The sequence below is a fragment of the Streptomyces sp. NBC_00996 genome, from assembly GCF_045162675.1.
Classification (GTDB): domain Bacteria; phylum Actinomycetota; class Actinomycetes; order Streptomycetales; family Streptomycetaceae; genus Streptomyces.
This window is the reverse complement of sequence record NZ_CP108723.1, coordinates 8,336,575-8,363,051: the sequence shown is the minus strand read 5'-3', so window position 1 is coordinate 8,363,051 and position 26,477 is coordinate 8,336,575. Positions and strand designations below refer to the sequence as shown.

Annotated in this window: 22 protein-coding genes and 4 pseudogenes; 17 read left to right on the top strand and 9 right to left on the bottom strand. The window is 70.2% G+C overall.

Going from position 1 to position 26,477, the window contains the following annotated elements:
• Nucleotides 1-51: 51 nt before the first annotated feature.
• On the top strand, nt 52-399 hold the full coding sequence (locus OG390_RS38945; RefSeq protein ID WP_406174495.1) for a VOC family protein: 348 nt from the start codon (nt 52-54) through the stop codon (nt 397-399).
• A 102-nt stretch (nt 400-501) separates the two neighbouring features.
• Here OG390_RS38945 and OG390_RS38940 read toward each other — a convergent pair whose 3' ends face one another.
• Nucleotides 502-942: a DUF6299 family protein gene (locus OG390_RS38940; protein WP_406174493.1), complete on the bottom strand. Its 441-nt coding sequence runs from the start codon at nt 940-942 to the stop codon at nt 502-504.
• A 252-nt stretch (nt 943-1,194) separates the two neighbouring features.
• Between OG390_RS38940 and OG390_RS38935 the strand changes: the two are divergent.
• The 8 genes and pseudogenes from OG390_RS38935 to OG390_RS38900 form a co-directional block, all read left to right on the top strand.
• A pseudogene (locus OG390_RS38935) lies at nt 1,195-1,287 on the top strand (DUF5999 family protein); the annotation flags it as partial.
• 282 nt (nt 1,288-1,569) lie between these two features.
• Nucleotides 1,570-2,502, top strand: a complete 933-nt coding sequence (locus tag OG390_RS38930; protein WP_406174491.1) for a tyrosine-type recombinase/integrase — start codon at nt 1,570-1,572, stop codon at nt 2,500-2,502.
• A gap of 265 nt (nt 2,503-2,767) precedes the next feature.
• A pseudogene (locus tag OG390_RS38925) lies at nt 2,768-4,516 on the top strand (site-specific integrase); the annotation flags it as partial.
• 277 nt (nt 4,517-4,793) lie between these two features.
• Nucleotides 4,794-5,066, top strand: a pseudogene (locus OG390_RS38920) (site-specific integrase); the annotation flags it as partial.
• A 267-nt stretch (nt 5,067-5,333) separates the two neighbouring features.
• The gene (locus tag OG390_RS38915; RefSeq protein ID WP_406178125.1) at nt 5,334-6,035 is read left to right on the top strand and encodes a tyrosine-type recombinase/integrase; all 702 of its coding nucleotides are present in this window, start codon (nt 5,334-5,336) and stop codon (nt 6,033-6,035) included.
• Nucleotides 6,032-8,557: a tyrosine-type recombinase/integrase gene (locus OG390_RS38910; RefSeq protein ID WP_406174489.1), complete on the top strand. Its 2,526-nt coding sequence runs from the start codon at nt 6,032-6,034 to the stop codon at nt 8,555-8,557. The genes OG390_RS38915 and OG390_RS38910 overlap by 4 nt, the downstream gene beginning before the upstream one ends.
• Before the next feature lie 3 nt (nt 8,558-8,560).
• A complete protein-coding gene (locus tag OG390_RS38905; RefSeq protein WP_406174487.1) occupies nt 8,561-9,085 on the top strand; it encodes a hypothetical protein in 525 nt (174 codons plus the stop codon).
• 52 nt (nt 9,086-9,137) lie between these two features.
• Complete coding sequence (locus OG390_RS38900; RefSeq protein WP_406174485.1) at nt 9,138-9,362, top strand: recombinase; 225 nt, start codon at nt 9,138-9,140, stop codon at nt 9,360-9,362.
• A 235-nt stretch (nt 9,363-9,597) separates the two neighbouring features.
• On the opposite strand, the gene OG390_RS38895 is transcribed toward OG390_RS38900, so the two are convergent.
• The gene (locus tag OG390_RS38895; protein WP_406174483.1) at nt 9,598-10,644 is read right to left on the bottom strand and encodes a hypothetical protein; all 1,047 of its coding nucleotides are present in this window, start codon (nt 10,642-10,644) and stop codon (nt 9,598-9,600) included.
• 167 nt (nt 10,645-10,811) lie between these two features.
• On the opposite strand from OG390_RS38895, the gene OG390_RS38890 reads away from it, so the two are divergent.
• Nucleotides 10,812-11,024, top strand: coding sequence for a DUF5999 family protein (locus OG390_RS38890; RefSeq protein WP_406174481.1), 213 nt, complete (start codon nt 10,812-10,814; stop codon nt 11,022-11,024).
• 14 nt (nt 11,025-11,038) lie between these two features.
• On the opposite strand, the gene OG390_RS38885 is transcribed toward OG390_RS38890, so the two are convergent.
• On the bottom strand, nt 11,039-11,437 hold the full coding sequence (locus OG390_RS38885; protein WP_406174479.1) for a RidA family protein: 399 nt from the start codon (nt 11,435-11,437) through the stop codon (nt 11,039-11,041).
• 22 nt (nt 11,438-11,459) lie between these two features.
• Nucleotides 11,460-12,950 (bottom strand): acyl-CoA dehydrogenase family protein, encoded by a 1,491-nt coding sequence (locus OG390_RS38880; RefSeq protein ID WP_406174477.1) that lies wholly within the window; start codon nt 12,948-12,950, stop codon nt 11,460-11,462.
• 138 nt (nt 12,951-13,088) lie between these two features.
• On the opposite strand from OG390_RS38880, the gene OG390_RS38875 reads away from it, so the two are divergent.
• From OG390_RS38875 to OG390_RS38860, 4 genes and pseudogenes are all read left to right on the top strand, one after another.
• A complete protein-coding gene (locus tag OG390_RS38875) occupies nt 13,089-14,765 on the top strand; it encodes an AMP-binding protein (protein WP_406174475.1) in 1,677 nt (558 codons plus the stop codon).
• A gap of 15 nt (nt 14,766-14,780) precedes the next feature.
• Nucleotides 14,781-15,623, top strand: a complete 843-nt coding sequence (locus OG390_RS38870; protein ID WP_406174473.1) for a PaaX family transcriptional regulator C-terminal domain-containing protein — start codon at nt 14,781-14,783, stop codon at nt 15,621-15,623.
• Between the two features lie 113 nt (nt 15,624-15,736).
• Nucleotides 15,737-16,079, top strand: a pseudogene (locus OG390_RS38865) (adenylyl-sulfate kinase); the annotation flags it as partial.
• The gene (locus OG390_RS38860; protein WP_406178123.1) at nt 16,071-16,298 is read left to right on the top strand and encodes an elongation factor 1-alpha C-terminal domain-related protein; all 228 of its coding nucleotides are present in this window, start codon (nt 16,071-16,073) and stop codon (nt 16,296-16,298) included. The pseudogene OG390_RS38865 and the gene OG390_RS38860, both read left to right, overlap by 9 nt.
• 14 nt (nt 16,299-16,312) lie before the next feature.
• Here OG390_RS38860 and OG390_RS38855 read toward each other — a convergent pair whose 3' ends face one another.
• A complete protein-coding gene (locus OG390_RS38855) occupies nt 16,313-18,700 on the bottom strand; it encodes a bifunctional salicylyl-CoA 5-hydroxylase/oxidoreductase (RefSeq protein WP_406178121.1) in 2,388 nt (795 codons plus the stop codon).
• A gap of 23 nt (nt 18,701-18,723) precedes the next feature.
• Nucleotides 18,724-19,551 carry an enoyl-CoA hydratase family protein gene (locus OG390_RS38850; protein ID WP_406174472.1) on the bottom strand — a complete coding sequence of 276 codons (828 nt, stop codon included), beginning with the start codon at nt 19,549-19,551 and terminating at the stop codon, nt 18,724-18,726.
• Between the two features lie 363 nt (nt 19,552-19,914).
• On the opposite strand from OG390_RS38850, the gene OG390_RS38845 reads away from it, so the two are divergent.
• A complete protein-coding gene (locus OG390_RS38845; protein WP_406174471.1) occupies nt 19,915-20,367 on the top strand; it encodes an ATP-binding protein in 453 nt (150 codons plus the stop codon).
• Here OG390_RS38845 and OG390_RS38840 read toward each other — a convergent pair.
• The 3 genes from OG390_RS38840 to OG390_RS38830 all read right to left on the bottom strand — a co-directional run bounded on the left by OG390_RS38840 (nt 20,327) and on the right by OG390_RS38830 (nt 24,219).
• Nucleotides 20,327-21,778 carry an amino acid permease gene (locus OG390_RS38840; RefSeq protein WP_406174469.1) on the bottom strand — a complete coding sequence of 484 codons (1,452 nt, stop codon included), beginning with the start codon at nt 21,776-21,778 and terminating at the stop codon, nt 20,327-20,329. The two genes, OG390_RS38845 and OG390_RS38840, sit on opposite strands and share 41 nt — an antisense overlap.
• Nucleotides 21,779-21,916: 138 nt before the next feature.
• Nucleotides 21,917-22,924 carry an ornithine carbamoyltransferase gene (argF, locus tag OG390_RS38835; protein WP_406174467.1) on the bottom strand — a complete coding sequence of 336 codons (1,008 nt, stop codon included), beginning with the start codon at nt 22,922-22,924 and terminating at the stop codon, nt 21,917-21,919.
• Nucleotides 22,925-22,995: 71 nt separating this feature from the next.
• On the bottom strand, nt 22,996-24,219 hold the full coding sequence (locus tag OG390_RS38830; RefSeq protein WP_406174465.1) for an arginine deiminase: 1,224 nt from the start codon (nt 24,217-24,219) through the stop codon (nt 22,996-22,998).
• Between the two features lie 164 nt (nt 24,220-24,383).
• Between OG390_RS38830 and OG390_RS38825 the strand changes: the two genes are divergently transcribed.
• Nucleotides 24,384-25,463, top strand: a complete 1,080-nt coding sequence (locus tag OG390_RS38825; protein ID WP_406174463.1) for an SPFH domain-containing protein — start codon at nt 24,384-24,386, stop codon at nt 25,461-25,463.
• Nucleotides 25,460-26,353, top strand: a complete 894-nt coding sequence (locus OG390_RS38820; RefSeq protein ID WP_406174461.1) for a hypothetical protein — start codon at nt 25,460-25,462, stop codon at nt 26,351-26,353. The genes OG390_RS38825 and OG390_RS38820 overlap by 4 nt, the downstream gene beginning before the upstream one ends.
• Nucleotides 26,354-26,477 lie beyond the last annotated feature (124 nt).

The window sequence follows — 26,477 nt, the reverse complement described above, 5'->3', positions numbered from 1 at the left end:
TACGCTGTCTCGGTCCTCAGACGCATCCGACCTGACCACCGGAGCCGCGAGATGTACGTCCGACGGGTCGTACCCAACGTCCAGTCAGTCGCCCTGAAGGAAAGTTCCGAGTTCTACGGCCTGCTTGGCTTCGAGGAAGTCATGAACCACGGCTGGATCGTGACCCTGGCCTCCGCCGACAACCCCGCCGTGCAGGTCAGCCTGATGACCGACGACGCGACCGCCCCCGTGGCACCGGACATGAGCATCGAGGTCGAGGACGTCGACGCGGTGTATGCCGAGGTGCGCAGGAGCGGTGCCGAGATCGTGCACCCGCTGACCGACGAGGAGTGGGGCGTACGCCGTTTCTTCGTCCGGGACCCCAACGGCCGCGTGGTCAACGTCCTCAGCCACAGCTGACGCCGTCGCGCGCAGGTCCTCCGGGAGGTGGGGTCGCTCCCCCTCCGCCGGACATCACGGGAGCCGCCGCCCCTTCCCGGGCGGCGGCTCCCGTGCCCGTGCTCACCCCTCGATCAGGGTGATGTCCTGCTCTCGGGTCGCGTGGAACTTCGGCAGCGGGAGGCCCGACTCGGTGCTCATTTCCATCAGGATGGCCTCGACGTGGGCGTTGCCCGCCGTGAGGGTGCCGAGCTCGCGCTGCTCCGAGTTGGTCCAGCGGTGTGCCGCGCCGTCACAGACCGCCACGGTGCCGCCGATGCCGTGGCGCACGCGAGGATCGGTCTGCGACACCGAGGAGGAGACGAACACGGGCCCGGTGGCGCTCGAACAGCGGTAGGTGCCGGAGAGGGTGATGGTTCCATCGGCAGCGACATGACCGGTCGGGTCGACGGTCACCTGCTCGTACGGCTCGTACGAGGGGGAAACGGCCACGGCGGACGGGGCGACCGGCACAAGCAGGGCGACGCCGGTGGCCGCCGCGCCGATGACCTGGCGCAAGGACATGAGAGTACCTCCTGGAACGGGGGCTGAAAGGGGCGCTCCATGCGTACCGGTCCGGCGTCCCGAGGCCGGTGATCGTCACCCCTTCGGTGGCGAGTTGGCACCGTCCGTCCCGACGAGGTCCGAGAGTTGTCCTCGTGTTGTCACGCTTCACGGCCGACTGTTCCGATGAGTTCGCCGCGCGCGCATGGTCTATATGTGCGAGGGCGGCGACACCGCCGCCGAGACCCATCGCATCCGACGTGGAGGTGCGCCATGTGTTCACACCAGTCTTCGTGCCCGTCCGCGGACTCCAACGCCCCGCACATCGTGGCGGCCCACCCCGAGCAGGGCTGGTCTGTTAACTGCACCTTCTTGAGGTCGTTGGGCACTGCGATGTCCGACTGCCCAAGGAGTTCTGTGTGACGTCGCACCTGCGCAACCAGCTGATGGAGGGGCGGGCTGTCCTGCCCCGCGTCGGCTCGGTCGTTCAGCTGGAGACCCAGCACCCGGCGTACGCCCTACCTGCGGGACCTCGCTCTGAACGACAACAGCCCGGATACGAGCCGCAGTTACGCCAATGACCTGCTGCGGTGGTTCCGGTTCCTGTGGCTCTTGAACGTGACCTGGGACAAGGCAACGGAAGGGGAGGTGGCAGTGATAGTGGGATGGCTTCGTACGGCACCGAATCCGCAGCGCCGTCGCACCCGGCCCGAGGCGCCGCAGCCCGGCTCGGTCAACCCGCGCACCGGCAAGCGGTACCTCAAGGCCGGCTACGCCCCGGCGACGATCAACCACGCACTGACCGTGGTCGCCAGCTTCTACGACTTCCACCGCGACCTGGGCAAGGGCCCGTTGATGAATCCGGTGCCGGTCTCCGAGGCACGGCGCCGGGCGCTGGCCCACCGCAACCCGGCGGACGCCGTGCCGGCCTTCCGCCGCTCCCGTCTGCGTCAGCGCGTCCCGGCCACCGAGCCCCGGGCCATCCCGGACGCGATGTGGGACGAATTCTTCGCCGCCATGAACCACGACCGGGACCGCGCCGCAGTGCTGCTCTACGTCTCCAGCGGCGCCCGCGCCTCCGAACTGCTCGGCGTCACCCCGGCCGACGTCGACTGGCAGGCCCAGATCGTCTACGTCGTCTCCAAGGGCACGAAGCTGCGCGAGCCGATCCCTGCGAGCCCTCAGGCCCTGGTGGTGCTGGCCGCCTACCTCGACGCGATCGGCATGCCCGCCCCGCACAAGCCGGTCTTCCGCACCCGCCGCGGCCCGGACAAGCCGCTCACCTACTGGGCGATGCGGCGCGTCATCCAGCGGGCCAACGACCGGCTGGGCACGAACTGGAGCTTTCACGACCTGCGGCACACGGCAGCCGAGCGGATGGCCAACGACCCCAACCTGACCCTGGTCGAGGTCAGGGCCATCCTCCGGCACGCCGACCTGGCCACCACCGGCCGCTACCTGCACGCCCGCGTCGAGGACCTCTTCGACGCCCTCCAAGCGCACTACCAGCGCCCCCGCCTCCAGCCCACCATCGCTCCCGGCTACGACCCGGACGACTTCAAGGCGGTGTTCGGTGGCTGACATCCAGAACTTCACCGCCCGCAACCGACGCACCGACTACAACGGCGACGAGCCGTTCATCCCCGCTCCCGTCACACGCTTCGCCGGCACGGAGCTGAAGGCGGCACCGGCGCCGCTGCCCAGCACACCGCCGGGCCCCTACGGGGACCTCTCCCAGGCCCCGGCCTCCGAGATCCTGCGCATCGTCGAGCGGGTCACCAAGGGCCAGCCGAACCCGGGGCGCCGACGGACTGCCGTCCAGCGCACCTTCTCCCTCCTGGAGGAGATGCCCGGCGACACCTGGCAGGCGAAATGGCAGGCCAGCGGCTTCGACGACGAAGGCGCCGAGTCAGTACGCGTCCTGGCGCGCGAGGGCGACCGCCGCGACAGCGCGGACTTGATCGCCGGGATCAAGCTGGCGTTCTGCCTGCGGGTCATCCGGCCGTCGATCTCCGGCTTCCGCGCGAACAAGTTCCTTGACTACCCGGCGCGGTTCCGCGAACTCCAGCCCGATCCGCTGCTGGAGAAGTTCTTCCCCGCAGCCGACGCCTTCGACTTCCACCACATGCACCGGCTCCGGGCCAAGTTCGACCTGACCGCTGCCCTGACCACGCAGGGCATCGCGCTGGAGGACCTGACGCCGTCGGCGCTGCTGCACTTCGGCATGGAGTCCAAGCGGCTCGGAGTGACCCACGGCAGCAAGGCGGGTGCTGCCCGCTTCGCGGGCCTGGGCACCTGGCAGGTGCTGCACCAGATGGGCCACTTCCCGCCCGGCACCCCGCCGATCCTGCGGGCCTACGTCTATCGCGGCCAGCTCACCGTCACCCAGCTCGTCGACCGCTACCCCATCCAGCACCAGGGCGTCCGCCAGCTGCTGATCGACTACCTGACCCGGCGCCGGGCCGGAACCGACTACACCACCATCACGGCCCTGGCCCGCCAGCTCGCGAACACGTTCTGGGCCAAGATCGAGAAGATCAACCCGGGACAGCAGGACCTGGCGCTGAGCCCCGAGGTCTATGACCAGTGGCGCGCTGCCATCAAGCGGTGGGACCGCGACGAGCGCCGCACCCGCGCGGACGACTCCGGCATCCTCCTGGCCGTCCGCGCCCTCTACCTCGACCTGCACAGCTGGGCCATCGACGAGCCCGAGCAGTGGGCCCAGTGGGTCGTGCCCTGCCCGATCCGGCCGAAGGAACTCAAGGGGTTCGCCAAACGCAAGCGGGAGATCCACCAGCGGATGTCCGACCGCATCCGGGTCCGCCAGCCCCTGCTGCCCACCCTGGTCGCACACGTCGAAGACCGATACGAGCACTTGACGGGCCTGCTCAAGAAGGCCCGCACGGTCGAGCTCGGAGAGATCTTCGAGCACGACGGACACTCCTACCGGCGCACGGACAGCGACCGCGATCGCACCTGGGCCAAGAGCCACGACGAGCCACCAGTCCGCGTCACCGACGAGGACGGACAGGTCCTCAACGTCACGCTCACCGAGGACACCGCGTTCTGGGAATGGGCCGGCCTGGAGATCCTGCGACACAGCGGCATCCGCGTCGAAGAGCTCTGCGAGCTCACCCACCTGAGCATCCGCCAGTATCGGCGCCCGAACGACGAGGTCATCGCCCTGCTCGTCATCGCCCCGTCCAAGAGCGAGCGCGAGCGCGTCATCCCGATGTCCGCGGACCTGTTCCACGCCGTCGCCCAGATCATCCGCCGCCTCACCCCAGACGGCCGACCGGTCCGCCTGCTCAACCGCTACGACCCGCACGAGAAGACCTGGTCAGAGCCCATGCCTTTCCTCATGCAACGGCAGAACGGCACACAGCGATCAGTGATCGCCCCGACCACGTTCATCCACATGTTCGCCCGCAGCTGCGAGGAACTCGCCGAGACCCACCGGGCCTTCGCCGACATGACCTTCACGCCGCACGACTTCCGCAGGCTCTTCGCCACCGAGATCGTCAACGGCGGCCTGCCCATCCACATCGGCGCTGCCCTGCTCGGCCACCTGAACCTCCAGACCCTCCAGGGCTACGTCGCGGTCTTCGCCGAGGACATCGTCACCAACTACCAGCGCTTCCTGAACCACCGCCGCTCGCTCCGACCGGAGATCGAATACCCCGAGGTCACGCCCGACGAGTGGGCCGACTTCGAAGAGCACTTCGACAAACGCAAGGTCGAACTCGGCAACTGCGCCCGCCCCTACGGCACCCCCTGCAACCACGAACACGCCCTGTTGACTGAACGAGCAGTGGGGATTGGGCAGTTCAGGGGGCAGATGCCGTCTGCGGTCGCTACGGTCACCGGTCGTGATGGACGATGCTCCCGAGCGGGATCTGGCGACGTTGGTGGTTCCTCGGTGGGGCCGCCTGGTGGAGACCGGCGATCGGTACGAGCCGTATCAGCTCGTCGACCCGGACGGTGTGATCGTGGAAGCGGTCGCGGTCTACTTCCAGGAGTTGTTGGCGGCGAGGAAGGCACCGTCGACGGTCCGTTCCTACGGGATGGATGTGCTCCGGTGGTGGCGGTTCCTTCAGGCAGTGGGCATTTCTTGGGAACGAGCGACCCGGGCGGAGGCCAGGGACTTCAGCTGCTGGATTCAGCTGACGGTCAAGCCACAGCGAGCGAAGTCTTCGGCCCGGCGGTCGGTACGGGCAGCCAACGCACCGAATGCCGTGACGGGGAAGCCGTCAGCTGGGCCCGGCTACGCCCCGACGACCGTCGCGCACAGCGAGACGGTGTTACGACGCTTCTACGACATCCACCGCGACGCGGGGTCCGGCCCGCTGCTCAACCCGTTCCCGCTGGACCTGTCGCGCCGCGCTGGCCGGACGCACGCGCACCGCAATCCGATGGACGGCTGGAAGCCGGAGCGGGTGGGGCGCTATCGCCCCAACGTTCCGCGGCGGATCCCGCGCTCGATTCCCGACGAGTGGTTCAACACGCTGTTCGCCGCGCTGCCCTCGAACCGTGACCGGGCCCTGGTCGCGTTCTGGATCTCCACCGGAGTACGGGCCTCGGAGCTGATCGGCGTCCGCCAGCGCGACATCGACCCCGGCCAGCAGCTGATCAGTGTGGTGCGCAAGGGCACGCGGGCGGTGCAGCAAGTGCCAGCGTCGGCTGATGCGTTCGTGTGGTTGCGCCTCTATCAGCAGGAGGTACATGGCCTGGTGCCCCGCGGTCGTACGCAGCCAGTGTGGTGGACACGACGACGTCCGCTGCGGCCGCTGACCTATCACGGTGCCCACCGGATGTTCGAGCGGGTCAACGCCTCGATCGGTGCCGACTGGACCCTTCACGACTTGCGACACAGCGCGGCTGCCCGCATGGTGCGCGACCCGAAGCTGACGTTGGCCGACGTGCAATGGGTGCTCGGACATGCACACTTGTCCGCCACGGAGCTATACCTAACGCCGCGCAAGGACGAGGTCGTGGCCGGGGTACTGGCCCATCACGCGCGTCAGGCCCGAGAGCACAGCCAGCCGGTGCCACCACCCCCGGCTCCGGGCTACAACCCGGCCTCGCTGGACGTCTTGTTCGGCCGGCCCTCGTGAGCGCCGTCGCCAAGCACATGACCCGCAGGCCGTTGGAGGTCTCGAACGCGACGGCAGAGCAGGCCCAGTCGAGGAACAGCCGGTTGCGGACGCGCTTTCCGGCCCGTCCGGACGAGCCGTCGTGGCCGCACACCGCACGGCCCCTGGAGGAGACGCTGCGTCGGCTGACGGCGCCCCCGTTTCTCCCGGCGGTCAACGGCACCCGGGCCGGTCGTCGACGCGGGGTGACCAAGCTGCTGCAGTGGTTGTCGAGCTTTGCCGGTGAGACCTGGCAGCAGCGGTGGGTGGCCAGCGGCGCGGAGGGCCTCCCCGGAGCCTCCTGGGTTGAGCTGCCGCTGAGGTGGCTGCGCGAGTGCGGCTCCTCGCCGTCGTATGACCGCGGGGACCTGTCGTCGGGGCTGCTCATGCTGATCTGCGGAGACGTCATCCGTCCCGGCCTGCCGTGGATGCTCACCCGCACGCATCGGCATCTCGCCTCCGTCATGGCCGAGGTCCGGGACCCCGACGGGTTCGCACGCCTGCACCAGCAGGCCGAGTCCGGGCCGACGAGTTCGCGCAAGGACGCCCAGATCGCCGCGACACGCATCGCGACCCTGCTGGCCTGCAAGGGCGGAGCGATCCGCGACATCACGGTCGGCGACTGCGTGGAACTCGTCGATACCCAGCGTCAAGTACACGCCCGTGGCGGGCAGAAGAAGGTCGACTTCTATCTGCGGCTGCGGGCCCTGGAGATCTTTCCCGAGGACGCCCCGGCCACGATCCGGGCGTTCGGACTCGCCCTGGGCCAGTTGAGCATCGAGGAATTGGTGGACCGCTACCGGCTTCAGTGCCGGCCGGTCCGGGATCTGATCGTCGACTACCTGCGGGAGCCGCAGCCTTCGCTGGACTTCGCCAGCCTGGACACGATCTCCCGGACTCTGGCGGGCCTGTTCTGGGCCCAGATCGAAGTCCTGGCGCCGGGGATCGACTCGCTGCGGCTGCCACCGGCAGTGGCCCGCGAGTGGAAAGAGGAACTGAAGGTCAAAAGGCGCACCGTCACCGGGCCCGAGGGGAAGAGCGTCGAGGTTGCCAGCCCGCGGCTCAACGCCAAGGACGAACTCATGCGAGTCCGGGCGTTCTACCTCGACATCGCCCAGTGGGCAGCCGAAGAACCAGCCCGCTGGGGACCATGGGCCGTGCCCTGCCCGATCCGCGATGACGAGATCCACAAGGCGAAGGACCGCAAGCGGCGCAAGGCACGGATGGACCAGCGCACCCGCGAACGGCTCCCCGTCCTGCCCATGCTGGTCAGCACGGCAGATCGGCGGCGACGCGCGGCCGCCGACCTGCTCCAGGCGGCGAAGAACACCGAGCCCGGGACCGTGATCCCCGGCACCGACGGGACACTGCGCAGATCCATCGCGCCCAAGGCCGCAGGCCACCTCACATGGGCCGAAGAGACGTCCGGCGGACGGCGGCGGAACCTGACCTACGAGGAAGAGGAGGCGTTTTGGGCGTTCGCCGCGATCGAGGTTCTCCGCCTGACCGGCATCCGCAACGAGGAACTCTTGGAGCTGACGCACCACAGCGTCACCCAGTACCGGCTCCCGTCCTCCGGCGAAGTCGTACCGCTGCTGCAGATCGCGCCGTCCAAGACCGACACCGAACGACTCCTGCTGGTCGGCCCGGAACTCGCCGACGTCCTCAGTACCATCATTAGCCGTCTGCGCGGGCCCAGCAGGGCGATACCGCTGGTGGCCAGCTACGACGTCCGCGAGAAGGTCTGGAACCCGCCGATGCCGCTGCTGTTCCAGCGCGACATCGGCTCCGAGCACCGCGCGTTCACGCCGACTGCGATCCGCAAGCTGCTGATCAATGCCCTTGCCGTCACCGGCCTCACCAACGCCGGCGGCGAGGTTCTCACCTTCTCGCCCCATGACTTCCGAAGGATCTTCGTCACCGACGCCATCATGAACGGACTGCCCCCGCACATTGCCCAGGTCATCTGCGGTCACAAGAACATCGACACCACGATCGGATACAAGGCGGTCTATCCTGCCGAGACGATCGAGGCCCACCGGGCGTTCATCGCTCGCCGACGGGCCTCCCGCCCCGGCGAGGAGTACCGGATCCCAACAGAAGAGGAGTGGGACGCCTTCCTCGCCCACTTCGAGAAGCGGAAGGTGTCCATCGGCACCTGCGCACGCGCCTTCGGATCCCCCTGTATCCATGAGCACGCTTGTGTCAGATGCTCGCTCCTCCGACCTGACCCGGCCCAAGAGGCACGGCTTGCCGAGATCCGCGACAACTTGATCGCCCGAATCGCTGAAGCCGAGACGGAAGGCTGGCTCGGCGAGGTCGAGGGACTACGCGTCAGCCTGACTGGCGCCGAAGACAAACTCGCTCAGCTCGACAGGCTCGGCAACGGCCAGGCGGTTGCGGTGCAACTGGGTATGCCGACGATGGCGAGGGCTGTCGCTGACTCCCAGAGGTCGGGTCATCAAAGTAGTGGCGTGAGCGACGACGATGTGGGGAGGGTTTGAAAAGTGACGCAGGTCTTTTCGGCAACGATATCCGGAGCTGTTGCGCTGTTGGTGGCGGGTGTCGGCGCGTTTCTCACGCTGGCGCAGTCCCGCAGAGAGCGCAGGAAGCTGTTGATAGACATCAAAGCGGACTGGGCGCTTGAGCTTTACAAGACCAGAATGGCTACGTATCCGGAGGTGCATCGCGCCCTTGCCCCCCTTTCGCACACTGTCACTGCCACTCCTCAGGCGGGCGAGAGCGTGGCGCAGCAGCTGAACGAATGGATCTACTCTGCCGGCGGCCTTTGCGCTGATGCCACCACCCGGGGAGCAGTCTTGGGTCTACGAGAGTGCTGCACCAGGTGGGCAGCAGACGGTGGCCCCATCCCGGCAGACCTCTACAAGTGGCGCAATCTCGTTACCACGTTTCTGCGGCGTGATCTTGATGTGATCGGTCTCGATGCCTATGACTTCGACGTGGATTCAACTCTGCTGAGCAAGCTTCAGATGGAGCTGGACGCGGGAAGGCGCCAAATAGGTGCACGCTAAACTCGCCGGACACTCCGCAAATTAGTTCAGAGAAGCCTGCATCCGCTGCCCGATGCTCCAGGTCAACCCCAAGATGCTGCCCCGCCTCGCGGAGATCGAGAAGGACCTCCTCCTGCGCCGCAAGCGAGCCCAGGAAGAGCACTGGCTCGGCGAGGTCGAAGGCATCGACTCGACCCTGACCTTCCTCCGCGCCAAACAGGCCGAAGCCGCCCGCCTCACCAAGGGACCCACCACCGACCTCGGCATCCCACGCCCACGCCCCGAGGCGAATCAGTGATCCACAACGAACCTCGATCGAGTGAAGCGCAGAGAAGGAGATACCGACGAAACGCCACTGTCAGCCCCTATGCAGGCGCTGACAGTGTTCACTTCCGCTCTGAGGTAGATCATTTTCCACCACCCCGGTCCGCAGCGTCCCCGACCCCGACTCGGCAATCCCGAAGCCGCCGACGGTCTACTGCACAACACTGCCACAGACGGGAAGTACTGCCAGGCCGGACGACCCGACCAAGTCAGCGCCCTCTGCGGGAAGTTCCGAAAGGAAGGCGGGGCCGTCGGCGGCGTCGGCGCCCCCGGTGGGGACACGTGGTCCGCGCAGGGACCACCGCAGGTTCGGGCAGCGTCAACTGCACCAAGAGCTGCCTGTAGGGGGAGGGGTCCTGGGCGAAGTCCGTGGCGGCCGCGAGGGCAGCCAGGTCTCCGTCCTGCCCACGGAGCAGGTCGACCGAGGTCTGTGCGAAACGCTCGGGCAGGCCGTTCAGCTCGGCGTCGGTCAGCAGGAGGCGCAGCTCTGCAACTGCCTGGGCGGCGTGCCCCCGGGCCCTCGGGCCGGCGTGCAGCATGCTTCGTACTCCAGCGGCCGGCGCCGCGTCGTCCAACAGCCCGTGAAGCTGACTCGTGAGCTTCCGGCCAAGAGCCGCTGTCTCGCGCGCTCGTGGCCCCGCCTCCCGCAGTAGCCAAAGCGCGGTGACCAGCCGGGCGTCGGGGCCAGCGTCGGAAGCCTGAGACAAGACACCGTGGCGGCCCGCTTCTCGTACCGCCACGACAGCCTGTTCGTAGTCCTCAGCCGCCCATTCGGCGGCCTCGGACAGCCGGGTCGCACGGCGAATGAGCCGCGCCTCGACGCCTAGAACCCTGGGAAGGGCGCGGAGGTTCCCGCCGATCAACCCGAGGGCAACGAGCAGCACTCCCAGTAGCAGGAAGACGTCTGCGTACCCGAGGTCCGACTCGGCAGTGAGGTCCTCCAGGTTCCCCCGGTCCGGCCCCTCGGTGAGCATGAACCCGCTCTCCCAGCCGTAGCCGCGGCTATCGGAGTACTGGGGCGCTTTGAGGAGGGCCGACCGACCGGGGTCGCACTGGTAGGACGCCTCTCGCGCCCGCTTCTGGTACGGGTCGATCCAACGGACCCTGCACGATCCGTCGGGCTTCTCGTCGAGCACCGTCAGGTCGATCTGACGCGCTTCCGGCAGGTCCGACCCGGCAGCGTACAGCCCCACCGAGCACGCGAAGAGCACGAAGCCCAAGGTCAGCACCCACCGGAAGAAAGGCACATGCCTCATCCCGCTTCCCTCCCCCCACTGGCAGGCCAGTGTCTCGCGTAGTGGATGGAAGCACGAGAAGCGGCTCCGGCAGCGCGTGGGCCGGCCACGCTGCCGAAGCCTGGCAGGGGACAGCGCGCTTCGGTCACGTCCTACTCCGCATTTCCCTCCAGCGCGCCAACGGTGACATGCGACGACCTCACCCCGTGAGCACGTGCTGCGCACAGGAATTGCCATGCCCCCTCGGCATCCCCAACGAACCTCGATCGAGTGAAGTGCAGAGAAGGAACCTCCTGTGCAACGGCGCGATCGTCTTCGACGACAGCGGTGAGCTGCTGCCCGACGGCAGCGTGGTCGCTCCGCACCGGGTGTTCGTCGAGCAGCTGGCCGTCGCGGCCTGATCCTTCGCCAGGCCCTAGCTCAGCACCGCGAAGCCGTCGAGTTCCACCAGGGCCTGTTCGTCCCAGAGGCGGGCGGCGCCGATGACGGCCATCGCGGGGTAGTCGCGGCCCGCCAACTCCCGCCAGATACGGCCGAGTTCGGGGGCCTGGGCCCGATAGTCGGCGACATCGGTGGCGTAGACCGTGACCCGTGCGAGGTCGGCCGGGGTGCCTCCCGCGGCCCGCAGCGCGGTCAGCAGATTCGTCAACGCCACCTCGAACTGCTCCGGCAGCGTCTCGCCGACCACCTTCCCGTCCGTGTCGAGCGCGGTCTGGCCCGCCAGGAAGACGAGGCGGCCGCCGGTGGCGACGACGGCGTGGGAGAAGCCGGTGGGCGGGGAGAGGTCGGGCGGATTGACGCGCTCGGTGCTCACGGGGCCTCCACGGTCTCGATGCTCACGGGGCCTCCACGGCGGAGTTCGGATGCGTGGGCGTCCTGCGGTACAACTCCTTGGCGATGACGGCCCGTTGGACCTCGCTCGCACCCTCGTAGATCCGGGGTGCGCGGACCTCGCGGTAGAGGTGTTCGAGGAGATGACCCCGGCTCAGGGCACGGGCGCCGTGCAGTTGGACGGCGGCGTCGACGACGTACTGGGCCGTCTCGGTGGCCAGCAGCTTCGCCATCGCCGCGCGCTCGGGTACGTCGGGGGCCCCTTCGTCGTACGCCGCCGCGGCCGCGTACACCATCAGGCGGGCCGCCTCCGTGCGCAGCGCCATCTCGGCGACCTGGTGGGCCACCGTCTGAAGGTCCTTCAACTTGCCGCCGAACGCGTCCCGCCCAGCCGTGTGCGCGAGGGTCGCGTCCAGCGCCGCCTGTGCCATGCCGACGGCGAACGCGCCCACGCTCGGCCGGAAGAGGTTGAGGGTGTGCATGGCGACCCGGAAGCCACGGTCGGGCTCCCCGAGCACATCGTCCGCCGTCACCGGTACGGCGTCGAAGGCGAGGGCGCCGATGGGGTGCGGCGAGAGCATGTCGAGCGGGGTGCCGCTGAGGCCCGGCCGGTCGGCGGGGACGAGGAAGGCGGTGACGCCGCGGGCCCCGGCACCGGGGGTGGTCCGCGCGAAGACCGTGTAGAAGTCGGCCTCGGGCGCGTTGGAGATCCAGCACTTCTCACCGGTGAGCCGCCATCGCCCCGAGCCGTCGGGCTCGGCAACGGTCGCCGCGCCGGGCACGGCGACCGGGGCGTCCCCCGCCCCCGGGCCGCCGGGTCCTGCGACCGCCGGGCCGTGCCCCTCGCCGAGGCCGTCGAGTCCGGCGACCTCCGCGGGCGAGCCGTGCGGCTCGGTGATCGGCGGGTCTTCCGCATCCGGGCCGTCGGGTCCGGCGGCGTACGAGCCGGCCGATCCACCGACCGGCGAGCCGCCCGCTTCGGTGACCGGGGAGCTGCCGGCCGCCGGGCCCAGCCCCGCGGTGACGGGTGAGCCGGCAGCCTCCGGGCCGTGCCACTCGCCGACCCGCGAACCGCCCCCCGCCCCGCCGTCCGGTTCCGCCCGCAGCGCCAACGCCGCCGCGTCCGAGCCCGCGCCCGGCTCGCTGAGGGCGAAGGCGGCGACGAGTGCGCCGTCGCGGACGCCGGGCAGCCAGCGGTCGCGCTGGGCCGCCGTGCCGTACGCGTGCACCGGATGCGCGCCCAGGCCCTGAAGGGCGAGCGCCGTCTCGGCCTCGGTGCAGGTCTGGGCCAGGGACTCGCGCATCAGGCACAGGTCGAGCGCGCCCGAGGTGAAAAGACGGGCGAGTAGACCGAGGCGGCCGAGTTCGGCGACGAGGGGGCGGTTGACGTGCCCCGGCTCGCCCTTCTCGGCCAGTGGGCGCAACTGCTCCGCGGCCAGCGTGCGCAGCTCGGCACACCAGGCGGTTCGCGCCGGATCGAGCGAGAATGCGGTCATTGCCGGTCCCCTCTCCCCGCTGGGCCGCACATCGGGCCCTGCCGGGTCACCCTTCCACGTTATCGCGAACTGTTGACTGTCGTCACCAACACGATACGCTCCTGGTGCGAGCCCACCACGACAAGGGGGCGAACCGCCATGGACCCCAGGGACACCGCGGAGCCGACGACCTCGGCCCACGTCGACACCTTCCCGCGCGACCACCTGCCGCCCCCCGAACTCTGGCCCGAGCTCCGGTTCGATCTGCCCGAGCTGCGCTACCCCGACCGGCTGAACTGCGCCGCCGAGCTCCTCGACCACGCCGGCCCCGACCGCCCCGTCTTCCGCACGGCCTCCGGCGACCTGTGGACGTACGGACAGCTGCGTGCCCGGGTCGACCGCATCGCCCATGTGCTGACCGGCGAACTGGGCGTCGTCCCCGGCAACCGGGTGCTGCTGCGCGGCCCCACCACACCGTGGCTGGCCGCGTGCTGGCTGGCGGTACTGAAGGCCGGCGCCGTCGCCGTCACCGTGTTGGCGCAGCAGCGGCCGCACGAGCTGACCACCATGTGCGAGATCGCCCGGGTGACGCACGCGCTGTGCGACGTACGGGCAGTGGACGACCTGGTCAAAGCCGAGATCCGGGGGCTGCGGATCACCACGTACGGCGGGGACGCACCCGACGACCTGCTGCTGCGGATCACGGGCGCGTCGGACGAGTCGTTCGCCGCTGTCGACACCGCCGCCGACGACGTCGCGCTGATCGCCTTCACCTCGGGCACGACCGGTCGGCCCAAAGGCTGTATGCACTTCCACCGCGATGTGTTGGCGATAGCGGACACCTTCTCGAAGCATGTGTTGCAGCCACATGAGGACGATGTCTTCGCGGGCAGTCCCCCGCTGGGTTTCACGTTCGGGCTCGGCGGTCTCGTCGTCTTTCCGATGCGCGTCGGCGCCTGCTCCCTGCTGCTCGAACAGGCGGGCCCCAAGCAGCTGTTGCCCGCGATCGCCGAGCACCGCGTCTCCGTACTGTTCACCGCGCCGACCGCGTACCGGGCGATGCTGGCGGAGCTGGACGGGCACGACATCGGGTCGCTGCGGCGCTGTGTGTCCGCGGGCGAGAACCTGCCCGCCGCGACCTGGCGGGCCTGGCACACCCGCACCGGTCTGCGCATCATCAACGGCATCGGCGCCACCGAGCTGCTGCACATCTTCATCTCCGCCGCCGACGAGCACATCCGCCCCGGCACGACCGGCATCCCCGTACCGGGGTGGCACGCGCGCGTGGTCGACGATTGCGGCGAACCCGTGCCGGACGGCGAGCCCGGGCTGCTCGCCGTGCGCGGCCCGGTCGGCTGCCGCTATCTCGCCGACCCACGACAGCGGGAGTACGTACGCGGTGGCTGGAACATCACCGGCGACACCTATGTGCGCGACCCCGACGGCTACTTCCGCTATGTCGCCCGCGCCGACGACATGATCATCTCGGCGGGGTACAACATCGCGGGCCCGGAAGTGGAGGACGCACTGCTGCGTCACCCGGACGTGGTCGAGACGGCGGTCGTGGGGCAGGCCGACGAGGCACGCGGTCAGGTCGTTGTGGCGTACGCGGTCCTCAGAGAGGGTGCACGCAAGGACCCGGAGGCGCTGCGCGCCTTCCTCAAGTCCGAGCTGGCGCCGTACAAATGCCCCCGCGAGATCGTCTTCCTGGACGCGCTGCCGCGCACCGCCACGGGGAAACTCCAGCGGTTCCGGCTGCGCGAGGACGCCGGCCCTGACGTCACGTCACCGCCCGCCCCGGAGAGTGACTCGTCCACGGGCGGCGACCCCAAGTGATCTTCGCGGACTAGAGTGATCAACGTGTCAGAGCAGCACGCCCCCCGGTCCCTCATCGTCACGTTCTACGGCGCGTACGGCCGATTCATGCCCGGCCCCGTGCCGGTGGCCGAGCTGATCCGGCTCCTCGCCGCGGTCGGCGTGGACGCGCCCTCCGTACGGTCGTCGGTGTCGCGGCTCAAGCGCCGCGGGCTGCTCGAACCGGCACGCACGGCGGCGGGCGCTGCCGGGTACGCGCTGTCGACGGACGCGCGGCAGCTGCTCGACGACGGCGACCGGCGGGTGTACGCGACGGTGCCTCCCGAGGACGAGGGCTGGGTGCTCGCCGTCTTCTCCGTGCCGGAGTCCGAGCGCCAGAAGCGGCATGTGCTGCGCTCGCGGCTCGCCGGTCTCGGCTTCGGGACGGCTGCCCCCGGGGTGTGGCTCGCCCCGGCCCGGCTCTACGCGGAGACCCGGCACACCCTGGAGCGGCTGCGGCTCGACCTCTACGTGGAGCTGTTCCGCGGGGAGCACCTGGGCTTCGCGGCAACGGCCGACGCGGTCGCCCGCTGGTGGGACCTGGCCGCGATCGCCAAGGAGCACGAGGAGTTCCTCGACCAGCACGCGCCCGTGCTGCACGCCTGGGAGCGGCGCGCGGACACCCCGCCGGAGGAGGCCTACCGCGACTATCTGCTGGCCCTCGACTCCTGGCGCCACCTCCCGTACACCGACCCGGGACTGCCCGCGGCCCTGCTGCCCCAGGACTGGCCGGGCGCCCGCTCGGCCACCGTCTTCCGAGCGCTGCACGAGCGGTTGCGGGACGCCGGGGCGGTCTTCGCGGGCGTGCCCGGCCACTTCCGCCGCTCCGGAGAAGTGTGACCTCCCTTACATCATGAGGCGCTAAGGGAGCCCTCATGCTCCTCCGTACCTCTTCTCATGTTTCTTACCTAGCGTCGTGAGCCGCACGCCAGGACAGGAAGAGGACAGTACGTATGACCACCACGGCAAGGGCTCAGGGAGCCACCGTCCGGCTCACGGGCCTGCCGAGCGCGGGCAGGACAACCATCCGCGCCTCCCGGGCAGTCGTCTGAAGGCCGAGGGCACCGCGTGGAGGTCCTCGACGGTGACGAGATCCGCCGCTTCCTCTCCTCCGGCCTCGGCTTCTCCCGTGCGGACCGCAACACCAACGTGCAGCGCATCGGCCTGGTCGCCGAGGTCCTCGCGCGCAACGGCGTCCTCGCCGTGGTGCCCGTCATCGCCCCGTACGCCGACAGCCGCGAGGCCGTCCGCAAGCGCCACGAGGCGAGCGGGACGCCGTACGTCGAAGTGCATGTCGGTGCTGGTCAAGCACACCACGCGGACGTGAAGGCGATCGTCAAGGACCTGGGCGGCGCGGCGGAGCTGACCGCGAACGACCTCGGCCGGATCACCCTGCGCACCGCCGAGCCACTCGCGCTCGACGACTACGCCGACTCCCGCCGCACCGGCGCCTTCGTCCTGGTCGACCCGGCGGACGGCGCGACGCCGACGGCGGGGACGGCCGACCTTTCGTGAGGGCGCGGATGCCCTCAAGTCCCGAGCGTGAGACGGGGTTTGGGGGCATCGGTGCGTCCGGTCTGCGGGCGTCGGCTGCCCGCCCGGTAGGGCATCGGCCAGCCGACGCCCGGACCCTCGTACCCCTGCTCGGCCGCCGCGTGCAGCGTCCAGTGCGGGTCGTACAGGTGTGGCCGGGCCAGCGCGCACAGATCCGTACGCCCGGCCAGGATCAGGGAGTTGACATCGTCCCAGGAGGAGATCGCGCCGACGGCGATCACGGGGAGGCCGGTCTCGTGGCGGATCCGGTCGGCGTACGGCGTCTGGTACGACCGCCCGTACTCGGGGCGCTCGTCCGCCACCACCTGGCCCGTCGACACATCGACCGCGTCGGCGCCGTGCGCGGCGAAGGCCCGCGCGATCTCGACGGCGTCGTCGCCGGTGGTGCCGCCGTCGGCCCAGTCGGTGGCGGAGATGCGGACGGTCATGGGCCGTTCCTCGGGCCACACGGTCCGCACGGCGTCGAACACCTCGAGCGGGAAGCGGAGCCTGCGGGCGAGCGAGCCGCCGTACGCGTCGGTGCGCCGGTTGGTCAGCGGCGACAGGAAGCCGGAGAGCAGGTAGCCGTGGGCGCAGTGCAGTTCGAGCAGATCGAAGCCGCCGCGCGCGGCGCGCCAGGCGGCGGCGGTGAACTGTTCTCGGATGTCGGTGAGTTGGGCACGCGACAGCTCGCGGGGCGTCTGGTTCCCCGGCTTGTACGGGATCGGGGACGCGGCCACGAGTGGCCAGTTGCCGTCCTCCAGCGGCTCGTCGATGCCCTCCCACATCAGCTTGGTCGATCCCTTGCGCCCGGAGTGGCCGAGCTGCACGCCGATCGCGGTGCCCGGTGCCTGCGCGTGGACGAAGTCGGTGATCCGCCGCCAGGCCTCGGCCTGCCGGCCGGTGTAGAGCCCCGCGCAGCCGGGCGTGATGCGGCCCTCGGCGCTCACGCAGACCATCTCGGTCATCACCAGTCCGGCGCCGCCGAGTGCCCGCGCGCCCAGGTGGACGAGGTGGAAGTCGCCGGGGACGCCGTCCACGGCCGAGTACATGTCCATGGGCGAGACGACGACCCGGTTGCGCAGGGTGAGGCCGCGCAGCCGGAACGGCGTGAACATCGGGGGCGTACCCGCCGGACAACCGAACTCGCGCTCCACGGACTCGGTGAAGTGCGCGTCGCGCAGCCGCAGGTTGTCGTGGGTGACACGGCGGCTGCGGGTGAGAAGGTTGAAGGCGAACTGGTGTGAGGGCTGGTCGAGGTAGCGGTCCAGGTTCTCGAACCACTCCAGGCTGGCACGCGCCGCCCGCTGGGTGGACGCGACGACCGGGCGCCGCTCCTCCTCGTAGGCGCCGAGGGCCTGTGCCAGATCGGCGCGCTCCTCCAGGCAGGCGGCCAGCGCGAGCGCGTCCTCCACCGCCAGCTTCGTGCCGGAGCCGATGGAGAAGTGGGCGGTGTGTGCGGCGTCGCCGAGGAGGACCAGGTTCCCGTGTGCCCAACGGTCGTTGACGACCGTCCGGAATGTGGTCCACGCCGACTTGTTGGACCGCAACGGGCGTCCGCCCAGCGCGTCCGCGAAGATCTTGGCGCACCGCTCGACGGACTCCTGCTCGTCGAGCTCCGCGAAACCGGCCGCCCGCCACACCTCCTCGCGCATCTCCACGATGACGGTCGAGGCGTCGGCCGCATATGGGTAGCCGTGCAGCTGCATGACGCCGTGCTCGGTCTCGGCGATCTCGAAGCGGAAGGCGTCGAAGGCGAAGTCGGCGGCGAGCCAGATGTAGCGGCAGCGATGCTCCTCGACGGACGGCCCGAACACCTCCGCGTACGCCGCGCGCGTGAGGCTGCGCACACCGTCGGCGGCGACGACGAGGTCGTACGCCCCCATGAGCTCGTCGACCGGCGGGGCCTGCGCCCGGAAGCGCAGCTCGACGCCGAGCGCGCGGCAGCGTTCGTGCAGGATCTCGAGCAGCCTGCGCCTGCCGAGCGCCGCGAAGCCGTGCCCGCCCGAGGTGTGACGCACTCCGCGGTGCACGATGTCGATGTCGTCCCAGCGTACGAACTCGTCCTGGAGCGCGGTGTACACGACCGGGTCGGCGTGCTCGATTCCGCCGAGCGTCTCGTCGGAGAGCACGACACCGAAGCCGAAGGTGTCGTCGGCGGCGTTGCGCTCCCAGAGGGTGATCTCGCGGGAGGGGTCGAGTCGCTTGAGGAGGGCGGCGGCGTAGAGGCCACCGGGACCGCCGCCGATCACCGCGACGCGCAGCGGTGTGCGCGCGTCGGCGGCCGCGACCTCCGGTACGCTCGCGCCCTCCGGCGGCCGCGCGCCCCCTGCCGCCTGCCGCCCGCGCCCCTCCGCCGGCACCGAGCCGGGGTCCGCCGGCAGCGCCGTGCCGCCCGCCGCCACGGCTATCGCCCCCGCCACTTCGGCGGCCGCTTCTCCGTGAACGCGGCATGGAACTCGGCGTAGTCCTCCCCGTTCATCAGCAGGGCCTGGGTCGAGGCGTCGAGTTCGACGGAGGCTGCGAGCGGCATGTCCAGTTCGGCCGTGAGCAGGGCCTTGGTCTGCGCATACGCGAGGGCCGGGCCCTCGGCGAGGCGGCGGCCCAGCCGCTGTGCGGCCTCGTCGGCGCCGCCCTCGTCGCTGAGCTGGCTGATCAGGCCGATCCGCTCGGCCTCGGGCGCGCGCACGGGCTCGCCGAGCATCAGCAGCCGGGTCGCGTGGCCGAGTCCGACGACCCGGGGCAGCAGATAGGCCGCGCCCATGTCCCCGCCGGACAGCCCGACGCGGGTGAAGAGGAACGAGAAGCGGGCCGAGGGGTCGGCGACCCGGAAGTCGGCCGCCAGCGCCAGCACGGCTCCGGCGCCCGCCGCCACGCCGTGCACCGCCGCGATCACCGGGAACGGGCATTCCCGTACGGCCCGTACGACCTGGCCGGTCATCCGGTTGAAGTCGAGGAGCTGGGCGGTGTCCATGGAGAGGGTCGCGCCGATGATCTCGTCGACATCCCCTCCGGAACAGAAGCCGCGTCCCTCGCCGGCCAGCACCAGGGCGCGTACGGATCGCTCGCGGGACAGCTCGGCGAGCAGGTCCCTCAGGTCGGCGTAGGCGCCGAAGGTCAGCGCGTTGAGTTTCTCGGGGCGGGCCAGGGTGACCGTGGCGACCTCGTCGGCGATCTCGCACCTCAGGTGCTGCCAGTCGGACGTGCGGGCGGCGGAGCCGGTGAAGGGACTCATGACGTGCGGCCTCCTCGGGCGGGGGCGGCGCTCTGCGGCTGCTCCATGAAGTTATCACTTCTCTGTGACTGTCGTCATGAGGACGCGATAAGGCATGGGCAGCAGAGGCTGTTCCCATGTCACGGGCAAGCGTCACGGAGTCACCGGCGATCGTCACCGCGTCACGGATCATCGATAGCCCCGTAACGATGGGACAGACCGTGCGGGGTGGGCCGTTCGTCTGGGTACGCAGCCGTATGTCGGGCCGAACGCCGGCCGAACGTCCCTGGAGAACACGCACCGATGTCCCGAAATGGCCCGCCGAGCACCTCTGCACGGCGGCCCCGTACCATTCATAAAGTTGAAAGCAGGACAGCCTGCTCCATGAACGGACCCGCCTTGCACAACACCCCGGCCCCCGCCTCCTGGCGCATCGCACTGCCGCACACCGTCGCGGCCGTGCCCGTCGCCCGTGCTCTGGTCCGCACCGCGCTGGCCGAGCTGGAGCACGCGGCCGACAGCGACACCGCTGAGCTGCTCACCGCGGAGCTGGTCGCCAACGCCGTGGAGCACGCCGCCGGGGACGGGCCCATAGAGCTGGTCGTGGAGCTGATGCCGACCGGCTGCCGGGTCGAGGTGCACGACCCGGACCCGGCGCCGCCCGGCAATCTCACGGTCCCCCACCAGGCCGGCGAACCCGACCCCTGGCAGGAGCACGGGCGCGGCCTCCTGCTGATCCGCACCCTCAGCTCGTCCTGCGGCCACCGCCCGACCGACTCCGGCAAGGCGGTCTGGTTCAGACTGCCTGTGGTTCCCGCTCAGCGACGGCCGCTGTAAACTCCGCCCGCGCGGCCAGCCGGGAATGGCGGCGCCCATAGACGACGTACACGAGGAATCCGGCCACCAGGAACAGGGCGAACTGCACCCAGGTCGTCCAGCCCGTCTCGTACATCAGATACAGGCAGAAGCCCACGCCGAGCAGCGGTACGACGGGGTAGAGCGGCACCCGGAAGGTGCGGGAGAGACCCGGCTCCCGGCGGCGCAGCGCGATCACCGCGACATTGACCGCGGCCATGGTGGCGAGCGTGCCGATGGTGCACAGGTTGACCGCGGCGTCAAGCGAGGCGAAGGCCGCGGGGACCGCGAAGACGACCGCGACGATCAAGGTGCCCGCCACCGGCGTCGAGGTCTTGGGCGAGATCTTCTCGAAGACGCGCGGGATGAGTCCGTCGCGGGACATCGACATGAGGATGCGGGTCTGCCCGTACATCACCGCGAGCACGACCGAGGCGATGGCGACGACCGCGCCGAAGGCGATGACCCCGCCGCCGACGGTGGAGCCGGTCACCTCGTCGACGACGTACGACAGCGCGGCCGGCTGACCGCCGACCTTGTCCCCGCCGATCGCGCCGATCGCGGCCAGCGCCACGGCGCAGTACAGCAGCGTGACCAGGCCGATGCAGATCATGATGGCGATCGGGATGTTACGACGCGGGTTCCTGGCCTCCTCGCCGGCCGTGGTGATCGCGTCGAAGCCGATGTACGAGAAGAACGCGGCCGTGGTACCCGCGCCGATGCCGCCGAGTCCGGCCGGCGAGAACGGCGTGAGGTTGCCGTCCTTGAAGGCGCTGAACCCGATCGCGCAGAAGAGCACCAGGATCGCCAGCTTCAGCACGGCCATGGCGGCGGTCGCCCGGGCGCTCTCGCGCACACCGCGCACGAGCAGGACCGAGGCCAGGGCGATCACGATGACCGCGGGGACGTTGACGACTCCGCCGTCGGCCGGTCCCGAGGAGAGGACGGCCGGGAGCTGCAGGCCGGTGAGGCTGTCGAGCAGCTCGTTCACGTACTGGCTCCAGCCGACGGCGACGGCCGAGACGGAGACGCCGTACTCCAGAAGCAGACACCAGCCGACCAGGAAGGCCGTGCTCTCGCCGAGTCCGGCGTACGCGAAGGAGTACGAGGATCCCGAGACCGGGATCGCGCCGCCGAGCTCCGCGAACGCGAACGCCGTGAAGACGCAGGTGATCGCCGCAAGGATGAAAGAGACGACCACGGCGGGTCCGGCCTGGGCGACCGAGTCGGACAGGCCGACGAAGATCCCGGTGCCGACGATCGCGCCGATGCCGAAGCAGACGAGCTGAAAGAGGCCCATGGTGCGCTTGAGGCCATGGCCTTCGAGGTCCGTGCCGGATTCGGCGATGAGGAGCTCGGGGGACTTGATACGAGGAATCCGTGGAGCGGGCATGCGGGTGGTGCTCATTTCCGGTGGTGCGGGTGCGACGCGTGGTGGGTCGCGCGGCGGCCACGGAAGGGGTGGTCCGGGCCGCCGGTCAGGATAAGGCCTGCTGGGAGGTGGGACAGGCCAGGATCTACGGGGCTGTCGTCAGGCCAGGGTCGCGACCAGGATCGCCTTGATGGTGTGCAGCCGGTTCTCCGCCTCGTCGAAGACGACCGAGTGCGCCGACTCGAAGACCTCGTCGGTGACCTCGAGGGATTCCAGGCCATGGGTCTCGTACAGCTCGCGGCCGACCTTGGTGCCGAGGTCGTGGAAGGCCGGCAGGCAGTGCAGGAACTTCACGTCGGGGTTGCCGGTGGCGCGCAGCACGTCCATCGTCACGGCGTACGGGGACAGCGCGGCGATGCGCTCGTCCCAGACCGCCTTGGGCTCGCCCATGGAGACCCACACGTCCGTCGCGACGAAGTCCGCGCCGAGGACACCCTCACAGACGTCCTCGGTGAGGGTGACGCGGCCGCCGCTGTGCTCGGCGAGTTCGCGGGCCCGCGTGACGATCTCGTCGGCCGGCCAGTAGGTCTTGGGGGCGACGACGCGGACGTCCATGCCGAGCAGCGCGCCGGTGATCAGATACGAGTTGCCCATGTTGAAGCGGGCGTCGCCGAGGTAGGCGAAGGCGATCTCACCGAGCGGCTTGTCGCAGTGCTCGGTCATCGTGAGCACGTCGGCGAGCATCTGGGTCGGGTGCCAGTCGTCGGTCAGACCGTTGTAGACGGGCACACCGGCGTACGCCGCCAGTTCCTCGACGGAGGCCTGGCTGTCTCCCCGGTACTCGATGGCGTCGAACATCCGGCCGAGGACGCGCGCGGTGTCCTTCACGGACTCCTTGTGGCCCATCTGTGAGCCGGACGGGTCCAGATACGTCGTCGAGGCGCCCTGGTCCGCCGCCGCGACCTCGAAGGCGCAGCGCGTACGCGTGGAGGTCTTCTCGAAGATCAGCGCGATGTTCCTGCCCCGCAGATACGGGGTCTCGGTCCCGGCCTTCTTGGCCGCCTTGAGCGCGGCGGCCAGCTCGATCAGACCGCGGAACTCCTCTTCCGTGAAGTCCAGCTCCTTGAGGAAGTGGCGGCCGGCGAGGGCGGTCGGGACTGTCGCCATGGGGGCGCTCCAGGGTTACGAAGACGAGGACTTTGGAATTCTATACGATGCCCAGAATTTCTATACGGGGACTACACGGCCTCGCGTTCCACCGGACAGCTCATACAGCGCGGCCCGCCCCGCCCCCGCCCCAGCTCGCTGCCCGGAATCTCGATGACCTCGATGCCCTGCTTGCGCAGATGCGTGTTGGTGGTGGAGTTCCGCTCGTAGGCGACCACGACGCCCGGTTCGACGGCGAGGACGTTGCACCCGTCGTCCCACTGCTCCCGCTCGGCCGCGTGCACGTCCTGGGTGGCGGTCAGGACACGGATCTCGCTCAGACCCAGCGCCGCGGCGATCGCACGGTGCATGTGCTCCGGGGGATGGTCGGTGACCTTCAACTCGCTGTCCTCCGCGCCCGGTTCGATGGTGTACGAGCGGAGCATGCCGAGCCCCGCGTACTGCGTGAAGATGTCGCCGTCGACCATCGTCATTACGGTGTCGAGGTGCATCAGCGCCCGCCGCTTGGGCATGTCGAGCGCCACGATCGTGCGTGCCGAGCCCGCCGCGAACAGCTTGTGCGCGAGCATCTCGACGGCCTGCGGCGTGGTCCGCTCACTCATGCCGATGAGCACCGCGCCATTGCCGATGACGAGCACGTCGCCGCCCTCGATGGTGGACGGATAGTCGATCTGCCCCTCCGACCAGAGGTGGAAGGTCTCGTCACGGAAGAGCGGGTGGTGCCGGTAGATCGCCTCGAAGTGCACGGTCTCGCGCTGCCGGGCCGGCCAGCGCATGGCGTTGATGGAGACCCCGTCGTAGATCCAGGCGGAGGTGTCCCGGGTGAACAGATGGTTGGGCAACGGCCTGAGCAGGAAGTCGTCGAGGTCCATGACATGGAAGCGCACCGAGGTCGGCTCCGCGTGGGCGTCCAGGAACTCCCGCTTGGTCATGCCGCCGACGAGCACGGACGCCAGCTCCGGGGCGGGCAGCGTCTCGAAGGCGGCCCGCAGATGGTCGGTGGCGAGCGGCCCGTACTCCTTCTCGTCGAAGACCCGGTCCAGGACGAGCGATCTGGCCGCCGGGATCTCCAGGGCCTCGGTGAGCAGGTCGCCGAAGAGGTGGACGGTGACCCCGCGGTCGCGCAGTACGTCGGCGAACCCGTCGTGCTCCGCGCGCGCCCGACGCACCCACAGCACGTCGTCGAAGAGCAGGGCGTCCTTGTTGCTGGGGGTGAGCCTCTTGAGCTCAAGATCCGGCCGGTGCAGGATGACGCGGCGCAGCCGCCCGGCCTCGGAGTCGACATGGAATCCCATGCCTCCATCCTGACCATCCGGACGCCTGTTCACCCGCCGATCGCGAGAGCTGCGCCGCATTCATTTCGTCCCCTTGACGATAAGTGGGCCCCGCCGTTATCGTCCCAGTGACGAAAAAGAGGAACGAGGGGTCGCCGGGATCGCCCGGCGACAAGGGGGTACTCATGGCCGACATCACCCGGCGTCTCGGCTGGCGCCATCTGCGTGGGGCGCCGACCGCCCACGTCCGGCACCACCGCTCCGGCAGCCTGGTGCACGACGGCCCCGGACTGAGCTTCTGGTACCGCTCCCTGACCGCCGCGCTCTCCGAAGTCCCGGTCGACGACCGCGAGTTGGCGATGACCTTCCACGCCCGTACGTCCGACTTCCAGGACGTCGCGGTGCAGGCGACGGTCACCTACCGCATCAGCGATCCGGCGATCGCGGCCGCGCGCCTGGACTTCTCCATCGACCCCGACACGGGCGCCTGGCGCGGCGCTCCCCTGGAGCAGCTCTCCACCCTGCTGACCGAGACGGCCCAGCAGCACGCGCTCGACGTCCTGGCCCGTACGTCGCTGGCGGCCGCTCTGGTCGACGGCGTCGCGGCGGTACGGGAACGGATCGCGGGCGGGCTCGCCGCAGAGCCCCGGCTGCCCGCGACGGGGATCGAGGTGGTGGCCGTACGGGTCGTCGCGCTGCGCCCGGAGCCCGAGGTGGAGCGGGCGCTGCGCACGCCGGCCCGCGAGCAGATCCAGCAGGACGCGGACAAGGCGACGTACGAGCGCCGTGCCGTCGCCGTCGAGCGGGAGCGCGCCATCGCCGAGAACGAACTCGCCAGCCAGATCGAACTCGCCAGACGCGAGGAGCAGTTGGTCGACCAGCGCGGCACGAACACGCGGCGCGAGGCCGAGGAACACGCGGCGGCGGACGCCGTTCGCGCCGGGGCGGAGGCCGCGCGCACGGTTCGCCTCGCGGAGGCGGAGGCCACCCGGTCGCTGCGCCTCGCTGAGGCCGAGGCCACCCGCAAGGTGCGGCTCGCCGGGGCCGAGGCCCAGGCCGCGCGCGAGGTCGGTGCGGCACGCGCCGAGGCGCAGGCCGCCTGGCTGCGGGTCCACGGGGACGTGGACGTCGCCACGCTGCACGCCCTGACGGGCACGCGGCTCGCGGAGAACCTGCCGCGGATCGAGAGCGTCACGGTGTCGCCGGACGTCCTGACAGGACTGCTCGCCAAGCTGGGCAACGGAGCCTCGGGGGAACCGGCGTGAGCCTCGCGCCGCGCGTCGTCCTCGTCCATCGCACCACGGAGTACGAGGAGTTGGTGGCCCGGCACGGCACGCACGGGCAGGCGGCGTTCTTCCTCTCCTCCCGGGGGCGGGACATCGAGGAGGTGGCCGAGCGGCACCGGCGGGCGCGGGAGGCACTGGCCGAGGTGGTGTCCGCGGTCCCGCTGACCTGGCGGCAGGCCCGGGTGGAGCGCGCGGACCTGGACCGTTTCCTGTTCGCGCCGGAGGACGTCGTGGTCGTGGCCGGGCAGGACGGGCTGGTCGCGAATGTGGCCAAGTACCTGACGGGCCAGCCGGTGGTGGGCATCGACACCGATCCCGGACGCAACCCGGGGGTGCTGGTGCGGCACCGCCCCGAGGACGCGGGCTCCCTGCTCGCCTCGGCGCACGGCGGCCGTGCCGACGAGCTGACCATGGTCGAGGCGGTCGCGGACGACACGCAACGGCTGGTCGCGCTCAACGAGATCTATCTGGGAGCCGCGGGCCATCAGACGGCCCGCTACCGGCTGGGGCTCGACGAGTACGGGGGTGCCGTCGAGCCCCAGGCCTCCTCCGGGGTCCTGGTCGGCACCGGGACGGGAGCCAGCGGCTGGCTCCGCTCCGTGTGGCAGGAGCGAGGCGGCGAACTGCCGCTGCCCGGCCCCGCGGACGAACGCCTCCTCTGGTTCGTCCGCGAGGCCTGGCCGTCCCCCGCCACCGGAACGTCACTCGTGGCCGGCGAACTCATCTCCTCCGCCCGACTGTCCCTGACCGTCGAGTCGGACCGGCTCATCGCGTTCGGCGACGGGATGGAGGGGGATGCGGTGGAGCTGGTGTGGGGGCAGACGGTGCGGGTGGGGGTGGCGGATGCGCGTTTGCGGTTGGTGGGGTGACGGGGGGTGGGGTGACGGGGGCGGGTTTTTCGCCCCCCTCCGCCCCTACCCGTCCCGACCAGCCCTGCGGCCGCGGGTGCGTGGGGGCTGATCGCGCAGTTCCCCGCGCCCCTGAAAGGGGCGC

What these genes read in the sequence shown, in the direction of transcription:
- OG390_RS38940 (WP_406174493.1), bottom strand. Translation starts at nt 942, where the DNA reads ATGTCCTTGCGCCAGGTCATCGGCGCGGCGGCCACCGGCGTCGCCCTG.
- OG390_RS38840 (WP_406174469.1), bottom strand. Translation starts at nt 21,778, where the DNA reads ATGCCCGCTCCACGGATTCCTCGTATCAAGTCCCCCGAGCTCCTCATC.
- OG390_RS38845 (WP_406174471.1), top strand. Translation starts at nt 19,915, where the DNA reads ATGAACGGACCCGCCTTGCACAACACCCCGGCCCCCGCCTCCTGGCGC.
- OG390_RS38825 (WP_406174463.1), top strand. Translation starts at nt 24,384, where the DNA reads ATGGCCGACATCACCCGGCGTCTCGGCTGGCGCCATCTGCGTGGGGCG.
- OG390_RS38900 (WP_406174485.1), top strand. Translation starts at nt 9,138, where the DNA reads ATGCTCCAGGTCAACCCCAAGATGCTGCCCCGCCTCGCGGAGATCGAG.
- OG390_RS38850 (WP_406174472.1), bottom strand. Translation starts at nt 19,551, where the DNA reads ATGAGTCCCTTCACCGGCTCCGCCGCCCGCACGTCCGACTGGCAGCAC.
- OG390_RS38875 (WP_406174475.1), top strand. Translation starts at nt 13,089, where the DNA reads ATGGACCCCAGGGACACCGCGGAGCCGACGACCTCGGCCCACGTCGAC.
- OG390_RS38915 (WP_406178125.1), top strand. Translation starts at nt 5,334, where the DNA reads ATGGACGGCTGGAAGCCGGAGCGGGTGGGGCGCTATCGCCCCAACGTT.
- OG390_RS38945 (WP_406174495.1), top strand. Translation starts at nt 52, where the DNA reads ATGTACGTCCGACGGGTCGTACCCAACGTCCAGTCAGTCGCCCTGAAG.
- OG390_RS38830 (WP_406174465.1), bottom strand. Translation starts at nt 24,219, where the DNA reads ATGGGATTCCATGTCGACTCCGAGGCCGGGCGGCTGCGCCGCGTCATC.
- argF (WP_406174467.1), bottom strand. Translation starts at nt 22,924, where the DNA reads ATGGCGACAGTCCCGACCGCCCTCGCCGGCCGCCACTTCCTCAAGGAG.
- OG390_RS38895 (WP_406174483.1), bottom strand. Translation starts at nt 10,644, where the DNA reads ATGAGGCATGTGCCTTTCTTCCGGTGGGTGCTGACCTTGGGCTTCGTG.
- OG390_RS38890 (WP_406174481.1), top strand. Translation starts at nt 10,812, where the DNA reads ATGCGACGACCTCACCCCGTGAGCACGTGCTGCGCACAGGAATTGCCA.
- OG390_RS38880 (WP_406174477.1), bottom strand. Translation starts at nt 12,950, where the DNA reads ATGACCGCATTCTCGCTCGATCCGGCGCGAACCGCCTGGTGTGCCGAG.